Annotated in this window: 16 protein-coding genes and 1 pseudogene; 12 read left to right on the top strand and 5 right to left on the bottom strand. The window is 44.7% G+C overall.

The annotated features are described in order from the left end of the window. Positions 1-122 precede the first annotated feature (122 nt). The 9 genes and pseudogenes from NL645_RS00005 to NL645_RS00045 form a co-directional block, all read left to right on the top strand. A pseudogene (locus NL645_RS00005) lies at positions 123-1931 on the top strand (putative bifunctional diguanylate cyclase/phosphodiesterase); the annotation flags it as partial. A gap of 212 nt (positions 1932-2143) precedes the next feature. Continuing rightward, the gene (locus tag NL645_RS00010; protein WP_253650917.1) at positions 2144-3337 is read left to right on the top strand and encodes a glycine C-acetyltransferase; all 1194 of its coding nucleotides are present in this window, start codon (positions 2144-2146) and stop codon (positions 3335-3337) included. A 44-nt stretch (positions 3338-3381) separates the two neighbouring features. Beyond that, positions 3382-4413, top strand: a complete 1032-nt coding sequence (tdh, locus tag NL645_RS00015; protein ID WP_047009590.1) for an L-threonine 3-dehydrogenase — start codon at positions 3382-3384, stop codon at positions 4411-4413. Positions 4414-4789: 376 nt separating this feature from the next. Beyond that, positions 4790-5323 (top strand): spore coat protein U domain-containing protein, encoded by a 534-nt coding sequence (locus NL645_RS00020; RefSeq protein WP_253650918.1) that lies wholly within the window; start codon positions 4790-4792, stop codon positions 5321-5323. Beyond that, complete coding sequence (locus NL645_RS00025; RefSeq protein WP_237309164.1) at positions 5324-5860, top strand: spore coat U domain-containing protein; 537 nt, start codon at positions 5324-5326, stop codon at positions 5858-5860. 39 nt (positions 5861-5899) lie between these two features. Then, the gene (locus NL645_RS00030; RefSeq protein WP_253650919.1) at positions 5900-6658 is read left to right on the top strand and encodes a molecular chaperone; all 759 of its coding nucleotides are present in this window, start codon (positions 5900-5902) and stop codon (positions 6656-6658) included. 31 nt (positions 6659-6689) lie between these two features. Beyond that, positions 6690-9065, top strand: a complete 2376-nt coding sequence (locus NL645_RS00035) for a fimbria/pilus outer membrane usher protein (RefSeq protein ID WP_253651412.1) — start codon at positions 6690-6692, stop codon at positions 9063-9065. After that, on the top strand, positions 9062-10033 hold the full coding sequence (locus NL645_RS00040) for a spore coat U domain-containing protein (protein ID WP_253650920.1): 972 nt from the start codon (positions 9062-9064) through the stop codon (positions 10031-10033). The genes NL645_RS00035 and NL645_RS00040 overlap by 4 nt, the downstream gene beginning before the upstream one ends. Positions 10034-10174: 141 nt before the next feature. Then, entirely contained in the window at positions 10175-10894 is a 720-nt protein-coding gene (locus NL645_RS00045; protein ID WP_104972908.1) for a carbonic anhydrase, read from the top strand. Between the two features lie 71 nt (positions 10895-10965). Here the strand turns inward: NL645_RS00045 and NL645_RS00050 are convergent, their stop codons facing one another. After that, the gene (locus NL645_RS00050) at positions 10966-12069 is read right to left on the bottom strand and encodes a mechanosensitive ion channel family protein (RefSeq protein ID WP_046875767.1); all 1104 of its coding nucleotides are present in this window, start codon (positions 12067-12069) and stop codon (positions 10966-10968) included. A gap of 300 nt (positions 12070-12369) precedes the next feature. Here NL645_RS00050 and NL645_RS00055 point away from each other — a divergent pair, with 300 nt between their 5' ends. Further along, complete coding sequence (locus tag NL645_RS00055) at positions 12370-12717, top strand: helix-turn-helix transcriptional regulator (RefSeq protein WP_005375109.1); 348 nt, start codon at positions 12370-12372, stop codon at positions 12715-12717. 91 nt (positions 12718-12808) lie between these two features. On the opposite strand, the gene lldD is transcribed toward NL645_RS00055, so the two are convergent. Together lldD and NL645_RS00065 are read right to left on the bottom strand one after the other, a co-directional pair. After that, positions 12809-13948 carry an FMN-dependent L-lactate dehydrogenase LldD gene (lldD, locus tag NL645_RS00060; protein ID WP_253650921.1) on the bottom strand — a complete coding sequence of 380 codons (1140 nt, stop codon included), beginning with the start codon at positions 13946-13948 and terminating at the stop codon, positions 12809-12811. A 315-nt stretch (positions 13949-14263) separates the two neighbouring features. After that, entirely contained in the window at positions 14264-15955 is a 1692-nt protein-coding gene (locus NL645_RS00065) for an L-lactate permease (RefSeq protein ID WP_253650922.1), read from the bottom strand. Between the two features lie 162 nt (positions 15956-16117). Here NL645_RS00065 and NL645_RS00070 point away from each other — a divergent pair, with 162 nt between their 5' ends. Continuing rightward, positions 16118-17017, top strand: coding sequence for a LysR family transcriptional regulator (locus NL645_RS00070; protein ID WP_005375112.1), 900 nt, complete (start codon positions 16118-16120; stop codon positions 17015-17017). Between the two features lie 121 nt (positions 17018-17138). Beyond that, positions 17139-19172: a prolyl oligopeptidase family protein gene (locus NL645_RS00075; RefSeq protein WP_253650923.1), complete on the top strand. Its 2034-nt coding sequence runs from the start codon at positions 17139-17141 to the stop codon at positions 19170-19172. A 241-nt stretch (positions 19173-19413) separates the two neighbouring features. Here NL645_RS00075 and NL645_RS00080 read toward each other — a convergent pair whose 3' ends face one another. Further along, on the bottom strand, positions 19414-21045 hold the full coding sequence (locus NL645_RS00080; protein WP_253650924.1) for an ABC transporter ATP-binding protein: 1632 nt from the start codon (positions 21043-21045) through the stop codon (positions 19414-19416). 86 nt (positions 21046-21131) lie between these two features. Beyond that, positions 21132-21629, bottom strand: a complete 498-nt coding sequence (locus NL645_RS00085) for a hypothetical protein (RefSeq protein WP_253650925.1) — start codon at positions 21627-21629, stop codon at positions 21132-21134. Between the last annotated feature and the right edge of the window lie 51 nt (positions 21630-21680).

Here is a 21680-nt window from a genome sequence, read left to right on the forward strand (position 1 = left end):
ACTGCTGATAATTCATGGTAGTACTGCTTGTTTCTTTGGCGAGAAGAGCGTACCACTTTCAGCAGTTGGCTTCCTCTTCTACACCTTTCCATGAATGTCGCACTTATTATCTGAAATCGGGAGTCATTAAGCAAGTTAAGTTCTCTGGAAAGCCAGTTGCCTTTCTAATTGCAGATCTCAATAAAAACATTGTTATTGATCAGCTCACTAATCAAGAGCACGAAGACAGTTATAGCCGGATGGTGCTCAAAATAAAAGACGTTGAGATGGTCGTATGGGATACAATAAATAAAACGTCTTCTCATAATAAAGATGAGAATTATTTAATATCTGAAGCCGTTGATGGAAAGATATATTTTGAAGTGCCTGTTGAAAAACATCACTTCAAACTTATGGCTTGGTTTGAGCCTTTGAGTGAGCGAGATATTTTTACATCACGGATCTTCATTCTCGGTTTGAGTATTCTTGCTGTTATGGTTGTTATTGCGCTGTGTTATGCGTTCATTACAAACAATAATAGAATTGAATTGAAAATTAAACTTGAAGAAGAGAAAAAGCGAAAAGACATTCTTTCTCAACAGAACCAAAAACTAACTAACGAAATTGAACGCCGAAAAGCGTCTGAAAAAGAACTCGCCTTCCAAGCTAAATACGATACGTTGACTAACTTGCCTAATCGCAGCTACGGTTCTGAGAGACTGGCTTTGGAGTTGATTAGAGCGTCACGTAGTGGTTCAAAAGTATTGGTCATGTTTATTGATTTAGACCACTTTAAGCAGATTAACGATTCAATGGGTCACTTTGTTGGGGACGAGATCCTTAAACTTAGTGCTCAACGACTTCATCAAGTCGCGAGAAAAACAGACTTACTGGCGAGAATTGGTGGGGATGAGTTTTTATTAGTGATTCCTGACTTGCCTGATAATGACACCGCGAAGCGCGTTGCTTCAAGCGTGCTTTCGGCGTTTAACGATCCATTTGTATGGAACAACCATGAATTCTTCTTGAGTAGCAGCGTCGGAATGTCCGTATTTCCGGATGATGGAGATAATGCCGAGCAGCTCCTCGCCTGTGCTGACATGGCGATGTATCGCGTGAAGCAAGATGGACGCGATGCCTTCTGCTTTTATAACCACAATATGAACCAAGACTTGCAACGCTATTTGGATTTGGAAAATCGACTAAGAAATGCCATCTCTAGTCAATTACTAGAGTTGTATTATCAACCTATTATTGAGCTAAGCAGTGGTAAAATTGTTGGCGCAGAAGCGTTAATGCGTTGGAATGATGAGAAGTACGGATTCGTAAATCCTGAAGAGTTTATCTCTATTGCTGAGAAAAATGGCTTGATTCATCAAATTGGTGAATTCGCTATCCAGCAAGCGTGCCGCCAAGCGGCGCAATGGCAAAGTCTGACGCCGCTGTTTGTTTCTGTGAATTTCTCCAGTGTTCAATTTAGGTATTGTGATCGCTTACTTGCGTTTATTAAGAAAAGCCTTGAGGAATCTGGTCTTCCATCAGATAAGTTCGATATTGAGGTGACAGAGAGCCTTCTCTTTAACCACGACTCAGAGCTATTAGACATGCTCAATAACTTAAGAGCGTTAGGCACTAAGCTTACCATCGATGACTTTGGTACGGGCTATTCTGCGTTGAGTTACTTACAGAAATTTCCGTTCGATCGCCTTAAGATTGATCGCAGCTTTATGCAAAATATGTTCGAAAATGACTCCGATCGTGAGCTCGTCAACGTGATCATTGCAATGGCGAAAGCGCTGAACCTTAAGATTGTTGCTGAAGGCATTGAAGAACAGCGTCATGTCGATTATCTAAAAGACTTAAACTGTGAGTTCGGGCAAGGTTTCCACTATAGCCGCCCGTTACCAGCCAAAGACTTTGAAGCACTACTTAAACAACCAACTGGGCGATAACTCCTTTTATTACAATATTATAGGAAAGCATTAATTGAATTCGTGCCTTGAATTCATTAATGCTTTTCCACCTTAAGGGATAATCCTTCTTCCTTCCTTGAATTACACTACAATTAATTGATGAGCGATAGCCCGTGATGCCCGTCACATAAAGGCTCAACCTAATTCTAAACGAGTAAATACTCGCCAAAATAACCAGGAAGGAATTTCAAATGTCTTCTGCATTCTACCAACAGATTCAGCAGCAAATTGAAGAAGTGAAGGCTGAAGGTCTTTACAAATCAGAGCGCGTAATCACGTCTCAGCAGCAAGCGGCTGTTAAAATCTCTACCGGTGAAGAAGTATTAAACTTCTGTGCAAATAACTACCTTGGTCTTGCTAACCATCCTGCGCTAATTGAAGCGGGTAAAGCGGGTATGGACGAACACGGCTTTGGTATGGCGTCAGTACGTTTCATCTGTGGTACTCAAGACATCCACAAAGAGCTTGAGCAGAAGTTGTCTAAGTTCCTAGGTAAAGAAGATACGATTCTTTACACCTCTTGCTTCGATGCAAACGCAGGTCTGTTCGAAACCATTCTCGGTAAAGAAGACGCAATTATTTCAGACGCACTAAACCATGCGTCAATCATCGACGGTGTTCGTCTATGTAAAGCAATGCGCTTCCGTTACTCAAATAACAACATGGAAGAGCTAGAGCAACAACTGATTGCTGCGAAAGAAGCAGGCGCACGCCATATTCTTATCGTTACAGACGGCGTGTTCTCAATGGATGGCGTAGTGGCGAACCTTCCGGCTATTTGTGACCTAGCTGAAAAACACGGCGCACTGACCATGGTTGATGACTCTCACGCGGTTGGCTTCATGGGTAAAACGGGTGCAGGTACACACGAATACCACAATGTGGTTGACCGTATCGACATCATTACAGGTACGCTAGGTAAAGCAATGGGTGGCGCTTCAGGCGGTTACACATCAGGTAAAGCGGAAGTGATCGACTGGTTACGTCAGCGTTCTCGTCCATACCTATTCTCTAACTCTGTTGCACCAGCAATCGTAAACGCTTCTATCCGCGTTCTAGATCTACTAGAAGAGAGCGGTGACCTACGTGACCGTCTATGGGAAAACGCAGCACACTTCCGCGCACGTATGGAAGATGCTGGTTTCACAATGGGCGGCGCTGACCATGCGATCATTCCAATCATGTTAGGTGATGCGAAAGTTGCAGCAGAATTTGCTGAGCGAGCACTAGAGAAAGGCATCTACGTGATCGGCTTCTCATTCCCTGTGGTACCAAAAGGCCAAGCGCGTATCCGTACTCAAATGTCAGCAGCGCATTCTCGTGAGCAGCTAGATCGTGCAATTGATGCGTTCATCGAAGTTGGTAAGGACATGGGTCTTATTTAAGACTCTAGGTCCTAGATAATAGGGCCTTTAATTAAGGTTACATTATGAAAATTAAAGCATTATCAAAGCTAAAGCCTGAAGAAGGCATTTGGATGACTGAGGTTGAGAAGCCTGAAGTTGGCCATAATGACATTCTGATCAAAATCAAGAAAACCGCTATCTGTGGTACGGACGTACACATCTACAACTGGGACGAATGGTCACAAAAGACAATTCCAGTTCCTATGGTTGTCGGTCACGAATACGTGGGTGAAGTGGTTGCGATTGGTCAGGAAGTTCGTGGCTTTGAAATCGGTGACCGCGTATCTGGTGAAGGTCACATCACTTGTGGTCACTGCCGTAACTGTCGTGGCGGTCGTACTCACTTGTGTCGCAACACGATCGGTGTGGGTGTAAACCGTGAAGGCGCATTTGCAGAATACCTAGTGATTCCTGCATTTAACGCGTTTAAGATCCCTGACGAGATTTCTGACGATCTAGCATCGATCTTCGACCCGTTCGGTAACGCGGTACACACTGCGCTTTCTTTCGATCTAGTTGGTGAAGACGTGCTCATCACTGGTGCTGGCCCAATCGGCATCATGGCCGCCGCAGTTGCGAAACACGTCGGCGCTCGTCATGTGGTTATCACAGACGTAAACGAGTACCGTTTAGAGCTAGCTCGTAAAATGGGTGTAACACGCGCAGTAAATGTTGCTGAAGAGAAGCTTGAAGATGTAATGGCTGAACTAGGCATGACAGAAGGCTTTGACGTAGGCCTAGAAATGTCTGGTAACCCAGCGGCATTCAACTCAATGCTAACCACAATGAACCACGGTGGCCGTATTGCATTACTCGGTATTCCACCATCAGATATGGGCATTGATTGGAACCAAGTGATCTTCAAAGGCCTAGTTATCAAAGGCATCTATGGTCGTGAAATGTTCGAAACATGGTACAAGATGGCTTCACTGATTCAATCTGGTTTGGATCTATCACCAATTATCACGCACCACTACAAGATTGATGACTTCCAAGAAGGCTTCGATGTCATGCGTTCAGGCATGTCTGGCAAAGTGATCCTTGACTGGGAATAATCTGCTCAAATAAGAAAGCGCTCCGAAAGGGGCGTTTTTTTCGTTTTTTAAACGCTTAGATTTTTTATTATTTAGCTCACACCCTATCTCTTTTCGTTTCTAAAAGCTGTCTAATTCAGAAAAAACTGCCTTCTTCGTGTTTCAACGTATGCAGAATACACTAAAGACCTTCTATTTAATATGGTTAATTGGTGGTTTTATATTCCAACCTAAAAGAATATCTCGGTGTAAAGCTCTGCTTTTCTTTTGACAACTACAATTAACTGACTTCTTTTTATCTTTTTAATCTTGATATGCACTTTGTTTTATTTGTTGAGCTATAACTAATAATACAATCATCTGTATAGAGTTCACAGAGATAGAAATGGAGCTTCATATGAAAAAATTTTTTTTGATTATTCCCTTGTTATTTACAGTGTTGAGCTTACAAACGAGGGCAGAGACAATTAGCGGTACGATAGACGTTTCGATCAATTTAGTGGAAGGCTGTGTCATTAATGGCAACAATGCGGTGAACGGTTCCAGTAATATTGGTTTTGGCTCATTAAATTTTGGTGACGTTCCGGCCATTTTTACTGAGCAAGAAGCAGTCTTGACTGGGGAAGGTGGTACGGGGATCGAAATACTTTGCAGCAATGGAGTCACGCCTACTTTCTCTTTAGTCAGTGGTGCCAACGATCCCAGTTCGACGACAGGTAATCACGCAATGACCAACGGATCCGAGTTTGTGGATTACACTCTCTTCACTGATTCAGATCGTTCTACCCAGCTTACCTCGAGTAACCCTATAGCACTCTCTACATTTAATGGTGTTGATTCAGAGACCATTAATTTGTACGCCACGGCATACGGTACCAGCAGCGTCGCAGGAAATTATGTTGATACACTAAACGTAACTCTGAGTTGGTAAGTGAACTCTATATTACTCAAAGCATTTTTATTCACCGCCTGTGCCACTTTTTCCTATCCTATTTTTGCCGCGCAGAGTGAAACTTTCCAAGTGTCAGCAACCATTGATACGGGATGTCTGATCAATGGTGCGCTGACAGAAGAGAGTAACACTCAAATTGGAACAATAGGAGAGTTAAACTTTGGTGAACATTCTGCTATTTATGCTGCGGAAGTAGAAGGCAGCATCACCTACAACGGTGGGCTTACGTTAAGTTGTACCCCTGGCATAGCCATGAATATTAAGATTGACGGTGGTTTGAACGCTTCGGTAGGGGTACGCAAGCTGAAGCACACAGAAAAGTCGAGTACGGTGGATTATTTATTATTTGAAGATGCAGAACACTCTCAAGTATTAGACATTGATACCCCCTATTCTGTTGGAACTAATGAAGACCCTGACAACATTCAGGTGCCAATTTGGGCAAAGGCGATATTAAATGGAAATGAAATCGCTGGTATTTATACAGATACTCTTACCTTAACGCTTGAGTGGTAAGCGCTGTTTCGAAGAAATGATAACCTTCGGAGAAATTAAATGGATTTAATAATAAAAAGACTGGTTTTCGTCACTATTTTCTTATCAACGTTAACTTCACAGGTCTATGCTAATTCTCTCCTTATTTGGCCTATTTACCCTAAAATATCTTCTGAATCGAATGCGACATCAATTTGGATGGTTAATCAAGGCACTGAAGATTTTTATTTGCAGGTTCGTATTTTTCAGTGGGGGCAGAAGGATGGGCAGGATACATATGCGCAGCAACGACAACTGATAGCTACGCCTCCTTTTGTGAAAATTGCACCTGGTGCCAAGCAACTTATTCGTATATTAAATCAAGATGGAGCGCTTTCGAATAAAGAGTACGCATATCGTATTATCATCGATGAACTCCCGCCAGCTAAAGGGCCTCAAGATGAAAATAAAGAAAATGATCTGGCAGTAAAAGTGAGAATGAGATATTCCATACCATTGTTTATGTACGGTAAAGGGATGAAAAGACAATCCCAAGGAACAAATGAAGTTTGGAGCGGACTACAGGCAAAGATTATAAAGAGTAAAGATAAGAACCTTATTCATATAGAAAACACCAGTAATCACTATGTCAGATTAGTCAACCTAGCAGTGACCGCGCCAAACCAATCGCCTTTTATCGTTTCGAAAGGGTTAGCAGGGTATATATTACCTGAGCAATATAAAACGTGGCCTATTTCTTACTCCAATATGAAAAATATAAAAGTAAAGGCGGATATTGAAGGTAAGCGTTACGTTATTCCACTCGAACAAAATGAATAAGATTTTATATCTATCTTGTTTATTTACCAGTATGACGCCTGGCGTGGGTTGGTGCGACAACGTAGTGACCCATTTATCGCAGTTACCTAGTCCTGAAAACTTTTCTTATGAGAACTTTGAAAATATTCATTTGTCGTTAGAACTAGTAATTAATCAACGACCGACTGGTTTAATCGCGGATGTTGAACGTAAAGGCGAGCGTTACTTCGTGTATAGAGACGATTTACTGTCTGCTGGCGTGGTCGCGGATGTATTACCTGGGACGCAAGAGAAGTTAGACATAACATCAATATCGGGTGTAGAGGTCGATTATTTGCAATCGTCACTGCAATTATCAATCAAAGTGCCTCCGAATTGGTTGCCGATGCAACGTTTTTCTGCGCAGAACAGGAGGCGTTTTTCCCCTGCTAAATTCGGAACTGGTGGGTTATTTAATTACAGTGTGTTTGGTGTTTATGATCACGAGAGCAGTCAAAAAGAAGTATCTATTAACCACGAATTGAGAGCCTTTTCCGAATTCGGCGTACTTTCTACGACGGGAATATTTAAATCTAACCTTCATCGAGACGTTCAAGTGCAGCAAAGTAATAAATATACGCGCTTCGACACAAGGTACGAATATGTTGATCAAAGTCGTCGATTGCGCTTTGAAGTAGGGGATTACATTGTGAGGCCCCTTGCGTGGAGTCAACCAGTTCGAATGGCTGGTATTCAACTGTCACATGACTTCTCTATGCGTCCAGACGTGGTTACCGCACCTTTACCTGCATTTTATGGCGAAGTAACTGCTCCCACGACGTTAGATTTATTTGTAAACGGATTAAAAACCGATTCAATGTTTGTGGGGCCGGGACCGTTTGTTATCAATGATATTCCAATGGTATCGGGAGCTGGTGAAGCGACAGTGATTGCAACGGATGCCCAGGGAAGGCGGACTGCAATGACCAGTCCATTTTTCCTTTCAGCTAACTTGCTGAAGGCTAACTATACCTCTTACAACGCTAGTTTTGGTGCTTTACGCCGAAACTATGGCAACGCTTCAAATGACTATGGCGATGGTGCTGTTGTCGCAGCTGCGAGGCACGGAATGACAAACTGGCTAACGTTGGAGGCACAAACCGAAGCGAAAGATGACTTAATTGTTGCGGGAGTCGGTTTTGTTACCAACCTATTCAATATGGGAACGATTGATGGGGCGGTAAGGTTTAGCAATTATGAGCAGAGAGCGAGTTCCTATTCAGTTGGTTATAGTTATCAATCTCGAATGTTTAGCTTTGCCGCTCGTACCCAAGTTGAGAGCGAGGGATTTTACACGCTCTCCCAAACACCAGAGAGCTTGAGAAGTGACGGCACTAACGAGCGAGAGAATTTGTCTCGGCATGTCTCTCAGATAAATGTTGGCGCCCGGTTGAATGAGTTGGGTTCGTTATCAGGGGGATACTTTGATGTTCAGCAAACCGACTCTCGATCGAGAATACTTAATGTAACTTACAGCCGCTCGCTTCCGTTCGATATCAACATGTCATTATCGTTTAATCGAAACATCGGTGGGGAGGCCGTTACGTTAGCACAATTCTCATTACCTTTGAGCGCTTTCTCTGGTAGCGCGGGATTAACCATGAAGCGTGAAAGCGATGGTCATCTTAGTGGCCGTGCTAGTGTTAGTCGACTTGCGCCGATTCGAGGTGGTTGGGGAATCAACTTAGCGCATGATATTAATGAAAAGCCTGACAATAGAAAGCAGGCCGATGTTACTTACCGAGCCTCTTGGGCGGAGTTCCGAGCGGGCTTAAACGGGACGAGTGGTAATTACGATTATTTTGCCGAAATGTCGGGTTCGGTTGCGTCACTCGATGGTGAAATATTCCCTGCAAATAATGTGTACGATAGTTTCGCTGTTGTCAGTACTAGCGGTTTTGAAGGTGTGCCCGTCAAATATGAGAATCAAGTCGTTGGATTGACTGATGATGACGGTTACTTACTTGTGCCGTGGGCAATGGCATATTACACCGCAAAATATGAAATTGATCCGCTTAGATTACCAGCCAATGCTTTTTTCCCAACAACAGAACAATACGCGTCGATACATTCTGGGTACGGCTATTTGCTCGAGTTCCCAATAGCTTTGCAAGTTGCGTTAAGCATGGAGGTTGTTGATGAAAATGACGCCTACTTGCCATTAGGAACTTATGGTCAATCAGATACTGGAGTGGTAGGGCAAATTGGTTGGGATGGAGTGACGTATTTTGAGGGGCGTAATGTAGGTGAGTACATTATCTTTTACCCCGAAGGCTTTCCACCATGTAAAGTATTTATAACGGGACTCTATCAAACACGGAGCGAGAAAATACAGACATTAGGTAAACAAGTCTGCACGAAAGAGCAAAAAGCAGAGGTACAATTATGAGTCGGTATTCTCGTTATCTTTGGTTTTTTCTTCTTTTTATATCGTCCGGTAACATGGCTTGTGAGCTCACTGCGCCGACGCCTTTGATTCAATTTGGAAGCGTTTCCTCGTTTACCGTTTCAACTATTCAGCAACAGAGCTCAGCCCAGCCTCACGCAGGGATAACGTGTGACTTTTCTACACTTGTTTCTTTGTTGAGTGGCGACTATGTGTCTGCAACGTTTAACAGTACTAACGATGGGCGATTGCTTAATGCGGCGGATATTAGTTCGGAACTTAGCTATCAGATGTTTGGAGATCCAAGCCTTTCGCAAGAGTACATTTTTGGCCAAACTTACAATTTTTTTGAAATTGGGCTGCTCGATTTACTAGGTTTATTTGGCACTCAAGCTGAATTTCCGCTTTATGCCCGGACAGGAGCTGGTAGTAATCTCTCAGCAGGGACTTATCGAGACCAAATTACGGTGTCTTGGATTTGGAATTATTGCTCAGGAATTGGAGTTGGAGGCGTATGTCTTGGGCGAGAAACAGGCAATGCACAAAGCTTGATTACGGTAGAGTTAGAAGTCACTCCCGATTGTATGATCACGGCGCCAGATATTAATTTTGGTTCATCACCATTGGTGGCAGGTTTTGACCCTGTCAGTCAGGTTATATCATTAACCTGTACCAAGAACAGTGCTTTTACCATTGGTTTAAACGACGGTGTGAATGCCTCCGGAGGCCAACGACGCATGGCATCTGGCGGTAACTATTTGGAGTATGAAATCTATAAATCCTCATCGACGGAGCGGTGGGGGGGTACTGGTTCTGAACGTCGTGAACAGAGCGATGTGGATACGGGTGACACCATTCCCGATGGCATCACTCCGCAGAACTTCAATTATCGCGCAGAGATAATAACAAGCCAAACCACCCCACCATCTGGCACTTATACCGACTCGATAATCGTTGATGTTCAATTTTGAGCATCATATCAATTGCATAACTAGAGGCATCTATTCCAAAAAACTTTTGTAATCATAGTTTTCACTCTATTCCCGCTTAATTCTGTGCGATTAGTATGGTTTTGTTTTCACAACATTTAACTTGAAGGAATAAGGAAAACTATGAAGAAGTCACTGGCAGCACTAGGTTTGGCGTTGGTATTTACAGGAACAGCTTACGCAGCAAGCTGGGGTTACGAGGGGAGTCACGGGCCTGAGCATTGGGGCGAGTTTGCGTCTGAATGTTCCAAAGGTCAAAACCAAAGCCCAATTAATATTGTCTCCGCAGCAGAAGCGAAGTTAGACAAATTGCAGTTCGACTACCATGGCAAAGCAATCTCATTGCTCAATAACGGCCACACCCTGCAAACCAGCCTAGAGGGTGACAACACACTGTTGATTGATGGCAATGCATTCACGTTAAAGCAGTTCCACTTCCATACTCCGTCAGAAAACCATGTGGATGGCAAAGAATACCCATTAGAAGCGCACTTTGTGCATGCTGATACAACTGGCCATTTGGCGGTTGTGGCTGTGTTTTTTCAATCCGGAAAAGCGAACCCAGATTTAGCGAAGTTACTGGCAAACATACCAAGTAAAGATCAAGGTGTAGAGATTAAATTGCCATTTGAAGCGGATGCGTTGCTTCCAAAAGACAAAGCGTATTATCGCTTTAATGGCTCACTAACGACACCACCATGCTCTGAAGGGGTACGTTGGTTAGTGATGAAAGAAGCACAAACCATTTCCCCTGAGCAGATTAAAGCGTTTACGAAAGTGATGGGGAAAAACAATCGTCCCATCCAACCATTGAATGCTCGTATGGTGTTAATGCAACACTAACCAATCCAAGCAAATAAAAATGAAAAAGCCCGCTTGAATAAAGCGGGCTTTGTTATTGGTATTAATGGAAATTAGAAGCCGTGATCTTCTTGCTCCTCAGCTTTTATCATTTGAACTGGGTCGAGCTTGAGTGTTTGAGTTGGGAAGGCGATATCTGCTTCGTGTTCTTTAATGATGTTAATTACTTGAAGAAGAACATCCTGTTTAACCTCATGGTATCTCACCCAATTCACGGTTTTTGTGAAGGTATAAATGAAGAAATGCAGTGACGATGGACCGAACGTATCGAAGTTGACGATAAGCGTTTGGCGTGCATCAATATCTTTGTGATTCTTAAGCATCTCTTTCACCGCTGTAATGATTTGCGGCATTTTTTCGGCGTCGTCGTAACGAAGTCCAATTTTTTCGTAGATGCGTCGGTTTAGCATGCGAGATGGGTTTTCTACGACTATGTTGCTAAACACAGAGTTTGGCACATAAAGAGGACGCTTATCGAAAGTTCGGATGATGGTCATTCTCCAGCCAATTCGTTCTACCGTACCTTCAATTTGGCGATCTGGAGAGCGGATCCAGTCGCCAACTTTAAACGGTCGATCGAAGTAGATCATAAGGCCGCCAAAGAAGTTTGACAGCAGATCTTTCGCCGCTAAACCAACGATTAAACCACCGACACCACCAAAGGTGAGCAATCCTGACAGAGACAAGCCAAACGCCTGCATCACAGTGAGAATTCCGACGGTAATAAAGAACAAGCGCGCGACTTTAGCTATCGCTTGTACTGTGGTTTCATCTCGGTTTTTTTGTTCTAGGACGTACTCTTCAACATTGGTGATGAGTCGCATAACGGTCCAGACGAAGATACTGATCACCAAAATCAGTTTCAGCGTGCTTAACCAGTTTATTTTATCGTTGAGCTCGCTCTCTAATATGATGCCGATAGAGACGGTTGCTGGCCAACACCAAATGAGTGTACTGACTGGCGCTTTTAGCGCATCAAGCAACATGTCATCCCAGTGGAAAGGGGTTTTCTCTACTAGTACTGCGAGACGAGAGCGGATCAGTCGCCAAGCTATCCAAGCAATAAAGCTGGCGAGTGTAATGAAAAGGACACTCCCACTCCAATCTTGATGAGATGTTTCAATATAGCTTTGCAAATCGGTAAACCACTGTGACATATGTAACTTCTTTCTAGTGAACCATGGAAGGAAAGGTAGCAGATATTACTCCTTCACCCCAGTGATTTCCTTTAAATCATTTACTTATGTTTAAATCGCCTGAGGTAGGCTAGTTCGTGAGGTGAAAAGTGAGTGGTCGAAACTGGGTGATGAGCCGCCGTTCCATTCGTGCGCGGAGCTTCGTCATCTCCGATATGCGTTGATATTTGAACGATCAATTATAACTTCTCTGACTTATCGCTAACATTTATCTTAAGTAAGTGTGAGAGTGTATTGGCTCTTGAATTAGCGGAGGCAGATATGGAATTTACAGAGCTGGATCGAAACGCGCTCTACGACATCTGGATGTCACAAAAAGCCAAAATGCACATCACTCAAATGGAAATGGCGAAGCGCCTTGGTTTGAGTCTACACGAGTTTTCTGGCTTGTTACGTGGTAATTCTCCACTGACGCTAGGTTTTGTAAAACAGCTATGCGAGCAGCTACATGTACGTCCTGGTCAGGTGATTCCGTCTTTGACGGAGCGTGATCTATCTGCATCTGGTACGGTTTATTTACAAAATCGTGTGACGGTGGATGGCGATATCAGTAACGTGTTTATCGACGGAAACCAAGTCGTGATCGAGTACGTTCACCAAGTTAGTTAGCTTGCTCGTCAAATTATCGGGTTGAAGAGCAATAAAAAACGAGCCAACAGTGGCTCGTTTTTTCGTTTCTGTTTTTAATCGCCTGCAAAGATTATGGGATTTTCACTAGCGAATCGCGAGAAAGATCCGCGATAGACTTCGCGCCAGTAAGCGTCATAGCTACACGCATTTCTTTGTCGTACAGATCCAGTAGGTTTTCAACGCCTGCGCCGCCTTGTGCAGCCAATGCGTACACAAATGAACGACCAAGCAGTGTGCAGTCAGCACCCAGCGCGAGCATACGAACCACATCAAGACCAGTACGGATACCAGAGTCAACAAAGATCTTAAGATCGCCTTTTACCGCATCTGCAATGCTTGGTAGTGCTTTAGCACTTGAAAGCACGCCATCTAACTGACGACCACCATGGTTAGATACTACAATGCCATCCGCGCCGAAACGTACCGCATCTTTTGCATCTTCTTCGTCGAGGATGCCTTTGATGACCATAGGGCCATCCCAAAAGTCACGAATCCACTCAAGATCTTTCCAGGAGATAGACGGGTCGAAGTTTGCGCCTAACCAGCCGATGTAATCTTCTAGTTTTGTTGGTTCGCCGCGATACGTTGAGATGTTACCTAAGTCGTGCGGCTTACCAAGTAGACCCACATCCAGTGCCCAGCTTGGGTGGCGCATCGCCTGGAAGACACGACGCATGGCTGCGTTAGGACCACTCATGCCTGAGTGCATGTCACGGTAACGCGCGCCAGGAACTGGCATATCAACGGTAAACACCAGCGTTGTGACGCCCGCAGCTTTTGCACGCTCAAGCACGTTCTTCATAAAGCCACGGTCTTTAAGCACGTAAAGCTGGAACCACATTGGACGTTCAATTGCAGGTGCGACTTCTTCTATCGGACAAACCGAAACAGTCGACATAGTAAACGGGATGCCTTTTTTCTCGGCTGCTTTTGCTGCTTGCACTTCGCCTCGGCGCGCGTACATACCAGTTAGACCAACAGGAGCTAGCGCGATTGGCATTGCCAGTTTCTCACCGAAGATCTCGGTTTCTAGGCTCAAATCTGTCATATCGCGTAGGATGCGTTGGCGAAGAGCGACATCACCCAAATCGTCAGTATTACGCTTCAGCGTGCGTTCGTCGTAAGAGCCGCCATCAATATAATGGAATAGAAACGGGGGAAGCTTGGCTTTCGCGGCAGCGCGGTAGTCAGTAGAAGCTGAGATAATCATAATGGTGTCCTAGCGGTTATTCTAAGCAAAGTTGTGGAGCAATTTGCTCTTTCGTTGAGCCTTCATCGCAAAGCAGTGAAGGCATCAAAATGAGTATAGTTACCTATGGTTCACTTACTTTTGAACTGCTGATGTTGGTAACTCATTTACATAATTGATTGAAAAATTTTGTTAAATCACTCAATCAGTTATACAAATTGGAAAGGATGACACAGCTGCCGGGGGGATTGATGTAGCAAGCTAAATCAACATGTCGGGGTAGTAGTGCTGACAGCTGTGTCAAATTTGGCAGGGCTACAAACCCTGCGTTTCGCGTTACTTCATCAAGACATCTGTCATTTGGAGGCCGTAAATCAACACCAAACCAATAATGCCCGTCATTACAATGTAGTAGAACGTAGGGATAATCGTCTTACGCAATGTTGCGCCTTCACGACCAAGTAAGCCTACGGTGGCTGATGCGGCAACAACGTTGTGAATCGCAATCATGTTACCTGCGGCTGCGCCAACGGCTTGAAGCGACACAACAATCACACTCGAAATAGACAGTGTTTGTGCCACTTCGAATTGGAACTGGCTGAACATCATGTTTGAAACCGTATTTGAGCCAGCGATGAACGCACCCAGCGCACCAACGGTGGCACTTAGTGCTGGGAACGCAGAACCGACAAGGTCAGAGGCAAAGTTAGCTGTTGTAACCGGCATACTTGCTAGGTCAGCGCCGTTAATACCAGAGTTGATGAAGATACGAACCATCGGGATGGTAAATACCAAGACAAACCCCGCGCCAATCAGTGTTTTGCTTGACTCGCCAAACGCTTCACGCAATGGCTTTGCGCTGCCGCTTTGTAACATTGAGGCAAGCAGTGCGACAAACACGAGGATGCCACCTGGCAGGTACAATGGCTGAATAGCGGCACTCACACCAGTCTCACCAAGAATATTGCTGAACGACAAACTTACGCTTTGTACAAAGCCTTTCAGTTCTGGGCTTACGCGGCTTGCGACGAGAATTACCGTCAGCATTACATATGGAACCCAAGCTTTTACGATGCTCATTGGTTTGCCTGGATTGTCGTTTAGATCGACTTTTAGCGAGCCCAGCCATTCAGCAGGCCATTTGTCTTCGCTTTCGAAATCCCACTTAGTCTTTGGTACTAAGAAGCCTTTTTTGGCTGCGGTAACAACAATAGAAAGACCAACCAAACCACCGATTAGTGAAGGGAATTCTGCGCCCAAGAACACACCGGTTAACGCGTATGGCACAGTGAAAGAGACGCCTGCGAATAACGCAAATGGTAGAATATCCAGACCTTCACTCCAGCTTCTGTTCTTGCCGAAGAAACGTGTTAACATCATCGCCATTAATACAGGGATCATCGTACCTACAACAGCGTGAATCACAGCAACGTGCGCGGTGATATCTTGCAGGTACATTTCCCATGTTGCGCCTTGTGCAGCCAAAGACTCACTGATGTTATGGGTGTCTAAACCTTTGTTTACACCCACGATGATTGGCGTACCCACCGCACCGAATGAAACAGGCGTTGACTGAATCATCATGCCCATTAGGACAGCGGCTAGCGCAGGGAAGCCGATTGCAACCAGTAGTGGCGCAGCAATTGCTGCCGGGGTACCGAACCCTGATGCGCCTTCAATGAATGAGCCAAAACACCAAGCAATGATGATGGCTTGCACACGGCGGTCAGCTGAAATATCGGTAAATCCATTACGGATAGTGGTGATCGCTCCAGTGTGTTTTAAAGTGTTGAGCAAGAAGATGGCACCAAACACGATCCATAGAACAGAGACAGTAATGCCTAGCCCTTGGAATACAGAAGCCAGTACGCGATTGGCTGACATATCCCAAAACATTAGGGCAATAGCGACGGTTAAACCGAACGCAACAGGCATGGCTTTTTTAGCAGGCCAGTTGAGACCAACCAATAAGATGGCGGCAACAACAATTGGCGAAAATGCCACTAGGGCAAGTAGGGTTTCACTCATTTGTACATCCTTCGTACGCTGACTTCTCGAACGGTGTCAATCCGCTGTAGAGGTGACTTTTTGTTGTAATGGTTTTGTTAATTTGGCGTGAATTTACTCCTTTATTTTTTGTTGATATAGGGAAATAATGAAAATAATTAATTCCAAAAGTGACATAATCGTATGAGAGCAGACGACTTAATCCTATTTTCTCAAGTAATCGAACTGGGCAGTTTTAGTAAGGTTGCAGAAGCAAATAACCTTACAAATTCGGTAGTTAGCAAAAGAATGGCAAGGTTGGAGGAAGAGATAGGGGCGCAGCTATTATATCGAACAACGCGTAAATTGACCTTAACCGAAGCAGGTAAGGTGTTACTCCACAGTGCTAAAAATGTGAAGCAGGCCACTCAGGAGGCTATGGACGCTGTTGCAGGCTTTGGAGAGAATGTGAGCGGTCACATAAAAATGTCCGTGCCGTGTATCTCTGGAGATTTGATACTTGCTGATGCCGTTGCGGAATTTTGTAACCTTCATCCGGGCCTGACCGTGGATATGTCATTGGATAATCGCTTTGTCGATTTGGTGGCTGATGGTTACGATTTAGTCATTCGAACTGGCTACCTAGCCGACTCCAGTTTGATCGCACGACATATTCTCGATTCCCAATGGGTGGTATGCGCGTCCCCTTCATATATCGCTAAAAATGGGAAACCGATCGAGCCGATTGATCTCACCACGCACAATTGTCTGCAATACGCTTACCAAACCACAGGTGCAACGGATTGGGAGTTTAAAGGAGAAGATGGTAATTACATCGTCAAAGTATCGGGCTGTTTTTCTACTGATAACGCGACCGCATTACGTAAAGCCGCTCTGGGCGGCCATGGTATAGCTTACGTCCCGCGATGCTTGGTGTATCACGATATTCGCAATGGCCAACTGGTGGATATTTTTCCTGAACTAGTGGGTAAAAAGTTGGGTATCTATGCGGTGTACCCGTTTACTCGTCAACCACCGAATAAAGTGAAACTGCTTATTGAGCACATTCGTGATCGTTACTTAACGATATCTCATTATTTCTAGTTCCTTCATAGATTTAAAACAATGTCGTTGAAATCAATATTGGGTGCTCTAAGGTAATCACCGCAATAAAACGATATGAAAATAAACAACTTAATAAAAACAACGGAGTAACACGGACGTTATGCATTACCCAAAAACACGTAAAGATTCTGTCGTGGACACTTACTTTGGTCACGACATTGCCGACCCTTATCGCTGGTTAGAAAATGATCGCAGCGAAGAAACCGCACAATGGGTTTCGGGTCAAAACTCAGTGACCTTCGATTTCCTGGGTCAGGTCCCGTACCGCCAACAAATCCGTGATTTGGTCGCGAACAGCCAAAACTACGAAAAATATTCCCAGCCATTTGTACGTGGTGACTACACCTATTTCTACAAAAACGACGGTTTGCAAAACCAAAGCGTATTGTATCGCCGTAAAGGCGAGGGAGAAGCCGAAGTCTTCCTTGACCCAAATACGTTCTCTGAAGAGGGCACGACCTCTCTTGGCGAAGTCAGCTTCTCGAAAGATTATCGTTTGGTCGCGTATTCCATCTCGGAAGGGGGCAGTGACTGGCGCAAGATCTTTGTTATTGATGCGGAAACCAAAGAACAGTTAGAGCCTGAGATTGTGGATGCGAAGTTTATGTCGATTTCTTGGCGGGGCAGCAAAGGCTTCTATTACTCAAGCTATGATAAGCCGCAAGGCAGTGAGTTATCTGCGCGAACTGAACATCACAAGCTTTATTATCATGAACTTGGTACACCTCAGTCTGAAGATAAAGTGATTTTCGGTGAGTTGGATACGCAGGTTCACCGTTATGTGTCTGGTACCACGACGACGGACGATCGCTTCCTCATTATTTCTGGCGCAGAATCCACATCGGGTAATCGTCTGTTTTATATCGATTTACAGTCTGAGTCCCAAGCGATTGTGACGCTTCGTGATACAACGCAAGGCGACACCTACTTGATTGATAGCCAAGACGAAACCTTGCTGCTTTACACCAACCTAGATGCGCCGAATGGCAAAGTTGTCAGCTACAACACCCGAACAGCGCAATGGATGGATGTGATTGCTGAACAAGAACAGCCGTTAGAAATCAGCAAAGGTGGCGGTTATCTGTTTGCGACTTATATGGTGGATGTACTTTCTAAAGTGCAGCAGTTTAACTACCAAGGTGAATGGATTCGAGATGTTGAACTGCCGGGAGAGGGTACGGCTTATGGTCTAGCGGGTAAAAAAGAAGAAACCACGCTGTATTACACCTTTACTAACTACGTGACGCCACCGACGATCTTCTCATTTGATGTTGAGTCTGGTGAATCGACGCTGTTTCAAGAATCAAAAGCGCCATTCGATCGCAGTGAGTATGAATCAAAACAGGTGTTCTACACCTCAAAAGATGGCACGCAAGTTCCGATGATCATCTCATACAAGAAGGGCATCGCGCTTGATGGCAGTGCGCCAACCATGCTGTATGGTTACGGCGGTTTTAACATCAGCCTCACTCCGATGTTTTCTGGCAATGTGGCCAACTGGCTGGAATTGGGTGGTATTTACGCTGTAGCCAACATGCGAGGCGGCGGTGAATACGGTAAAGCTTGGCACAACGCAGGCACTCAGCAGCAAAAGCAAAACGTATTTGATGACTTTATTGCGGCGGCGGAATACCTGATTGAAAACGACTACACTAGCTCCGAGCGTCTAGCGATTCGTGGTGGTTCAAATGGCGGCTTGTTGGTTGGTGCGTGTATGACGCAACGTCCTGAGTTATTTAAGGTGGCGCTGCCAGCCGTAGGTGTGCTTGATATGCTCCGTTACCACACGTTTACGTCTGGAGAAGGCTGGAAGTATGACTATGGCACGTCTGAGCAAAGCGAAGCGATGTTCCAATACTTGCTTGGCTACTCTCCTGTTCACAATGTAAAAGAAGGCGTGCAGTATCCTGCGACATTGGTGACAACCGCCGATCACGACGATCGTGTGGTTCCAGCACATTCGTACAAGTTTATTGCGGAGCTGCAAGACAAGCAGCAAGGCGCTAATCCAGTATTAATACGCATTGATGTCAATGCAGGTCATGGTGCAGGGATGCCGCTGAGTAAGCAAATTGACCTCACCACAGACGTGTATGCATTTACGTTATACAATATGGGTATTGAGTCGATTTAATGCCTTAGTTGCTCGAAGCTTCTGAGAATAAAAAATGCCGCGACACTGTCGCGGCATTTTTCATGGTTGGGGGAACTCAATTCATACTGTTTACCAGTATTTGAGCCAGGTTGACTAAGTCTGACTCTTGAACCAACCAGTCTCGGCGGCCAAACCGAAAGGCAGCTACGCCATTCTTAAGACAAGATGAAATCATCACCTTTTCTTAATCCTAGTTTATGAATATGAAACTGTGATGAACCTAAGCCGCATTGTGCTGATTTTCACTGTTTTCAAGATCAAATGAGGCATCTATCAGTTTTTTCGTGTAGTCATTTTTAGGGTTTTGGAAAATATTTTCGGCTGTACCTTGTTCCATGACCTCGCCTTTTTGCATGACAAGAACACGATCAGAAAGGGCTTTGACGACTGATAGATCGTGGCTAATAAACAAGTAGCCAATGTTATGCTTTTTCTGCAAATCTTTCAGGAGATCAATCACAGTCAGTTGAACCGAGCGGTCCAATGCAGAGGTCGGCTCATCAAGCAAAATAAACGAAGGTTCAAGGATCAGTGCTCGCGCGATAGCAATACGCTGACGCTGGCCTCCCGAAAACTCGTGCGGATAACGGTTGATGGACGCGGGATCTAAGCGAACCTCTCGAAGCACGTCGCGTGCTTTCTGCATACGTTCTTTTTTACTCAACATTGGCTGGTGGACAGTTAATCCTTCAGTGATGATCTCGCCGATAGTCATACGAGGAGAAAGCGAACCATAAGGGTCTTGGAACACCATCTGAACGTCTTTTTTCAGCTCAAAACGTTCTTTGTTTGTCAGCAAAGCCATATCTTGGCCTTTGTATTCGATTTTACCTGTGGATGGCAGGAGGCCTATCAGTGCGCGGCCGAGGGTAGACTTGCCTGAACCGGATTCCCCAACAATCCCGAGTGTTTCCCCTTGTTTGAGCTCAAGAGAAATGCCTTTTACGGCTTCGAAGTACTCATTTTTACTGGCAATAAAATGCGACTTTATCAAGAATTTGACTCGTATATCGTCAGCTTTTAATAGTTGTGTAGCACTCTCGCTAATAGGGTCCTTACTGCCTTTTGGAATCGAGTTAATCAGCATACGAGTGTATTCGTGCTTTGGGTCTTCGAAGAGTGTTTGCGTTTCGCCTTCTTCGACGACTTCCCCTTTACACATCACAATGACACGGTCGGCAAAGTGTTTTACAACGCCTAAATCATGAGTAATAAAAAGTATCGCCATGCCCATCTGAGCCTGAATTTCTTTAATCAGGTGCAGCACTTCTGCTTGAACCGTGACATCTAACGCGGTGGTTGGTTCGTCGGCAATTAAAATATCGGGTTCGTTAATCAGTGCCATCGCAATCATGATGCGTTGCAACTGACCGCCAGAAAACTCGTGCGGATATTTGCTGTACGCTTTCTCTGGCTCTGGCATGTGAACCAGTTCAAACAGCTCTAACACTCTCGCTTTGGCTTTCCGTCTATCCACTGGACGGTGGCACATGATGGCCTCAGCAACTTGGATCCCCACCCGCATGTATGGGTTCAGTGAGGTCATCGGCTCCTGAAAAATCATACCGATACGATCACCGCGAACGCTTTGCATTTCACGCTCCGTTTTATCCAAGATGGAGCTACCCTCAAACATGATGGATGAGTCCGTATGCAAAATAGCGTTGTCTGGCAATAGTTTCATCAGTGCATTGGTTGATACTGACTTGCCAGACCCAGACTCCCCAACGATGGAAAGCGTCTCGCCTGCTTTTAAATCGAAGCTAACATTCTTTACTGCATCGACGATCCCATCGTTTGTCGTAAAGCTGACCGATAGGTTATTCACCGAAAGAATGGTTTTAGAAGACATCACAGATCCTTGTGGTTGATAAAGCAAATGAAACACAAGCAATGGGCTGCGCTAAGTCTGGCAGACCTCATTGCTTGGATTCTAGATTAATTGTACAGGTGAGAAGGCGAAGACTTTGCCGAACTCATCGCTTGCAAATGCAAAAACTGCTCATGTGCGCGCGTCACATGGTTTAGCTCAATCATCCATTGAGCATTACGTTGAGCGGAGCAAAATGCCGCCATATGAGCTAATAAGTCTTCACTTTGTTGACCAAGTAAATGACCCACACGCTCAATAAGTTCATGATTCTCTAGTTGCAAGAATTGGAATAGTGCGTACGTTTGATTGAGTGTTGAAAAAGCATCGTGCTGCAATCCGAGTTTGTTGAGAATCTCCGATTGTGCGACGCACGCATCTCTCAGCCCGGTGATGAGACAGACAAACTGACAAGGTTTGGTGTGAGCATTTTCGAGCGCCGAATGAATGTGGTTGGGTAGATTGCTGAGTACATCGTCGTATAAACGATGTGCTTCGGGCCAATGGCCTTGTTCCATCAATTGCTCTGCTTTCAAGTAGCGCATCCAGCATTGCTCAATATTCATGTCCATCTCCACAAGAGTTGATTTGTTTTGATATTAAATGAAATTGATTAT

The organism is Vibrio sp. Y51_MX_L26 (assembly GCF_024181935.1).
Classification (GTDB): Bacteria; Pseudomonadota; Gammaproteobacteria; order Enterobacterales; family Vibrionaceae; genus Vibrio; species Vibrio diabolicus.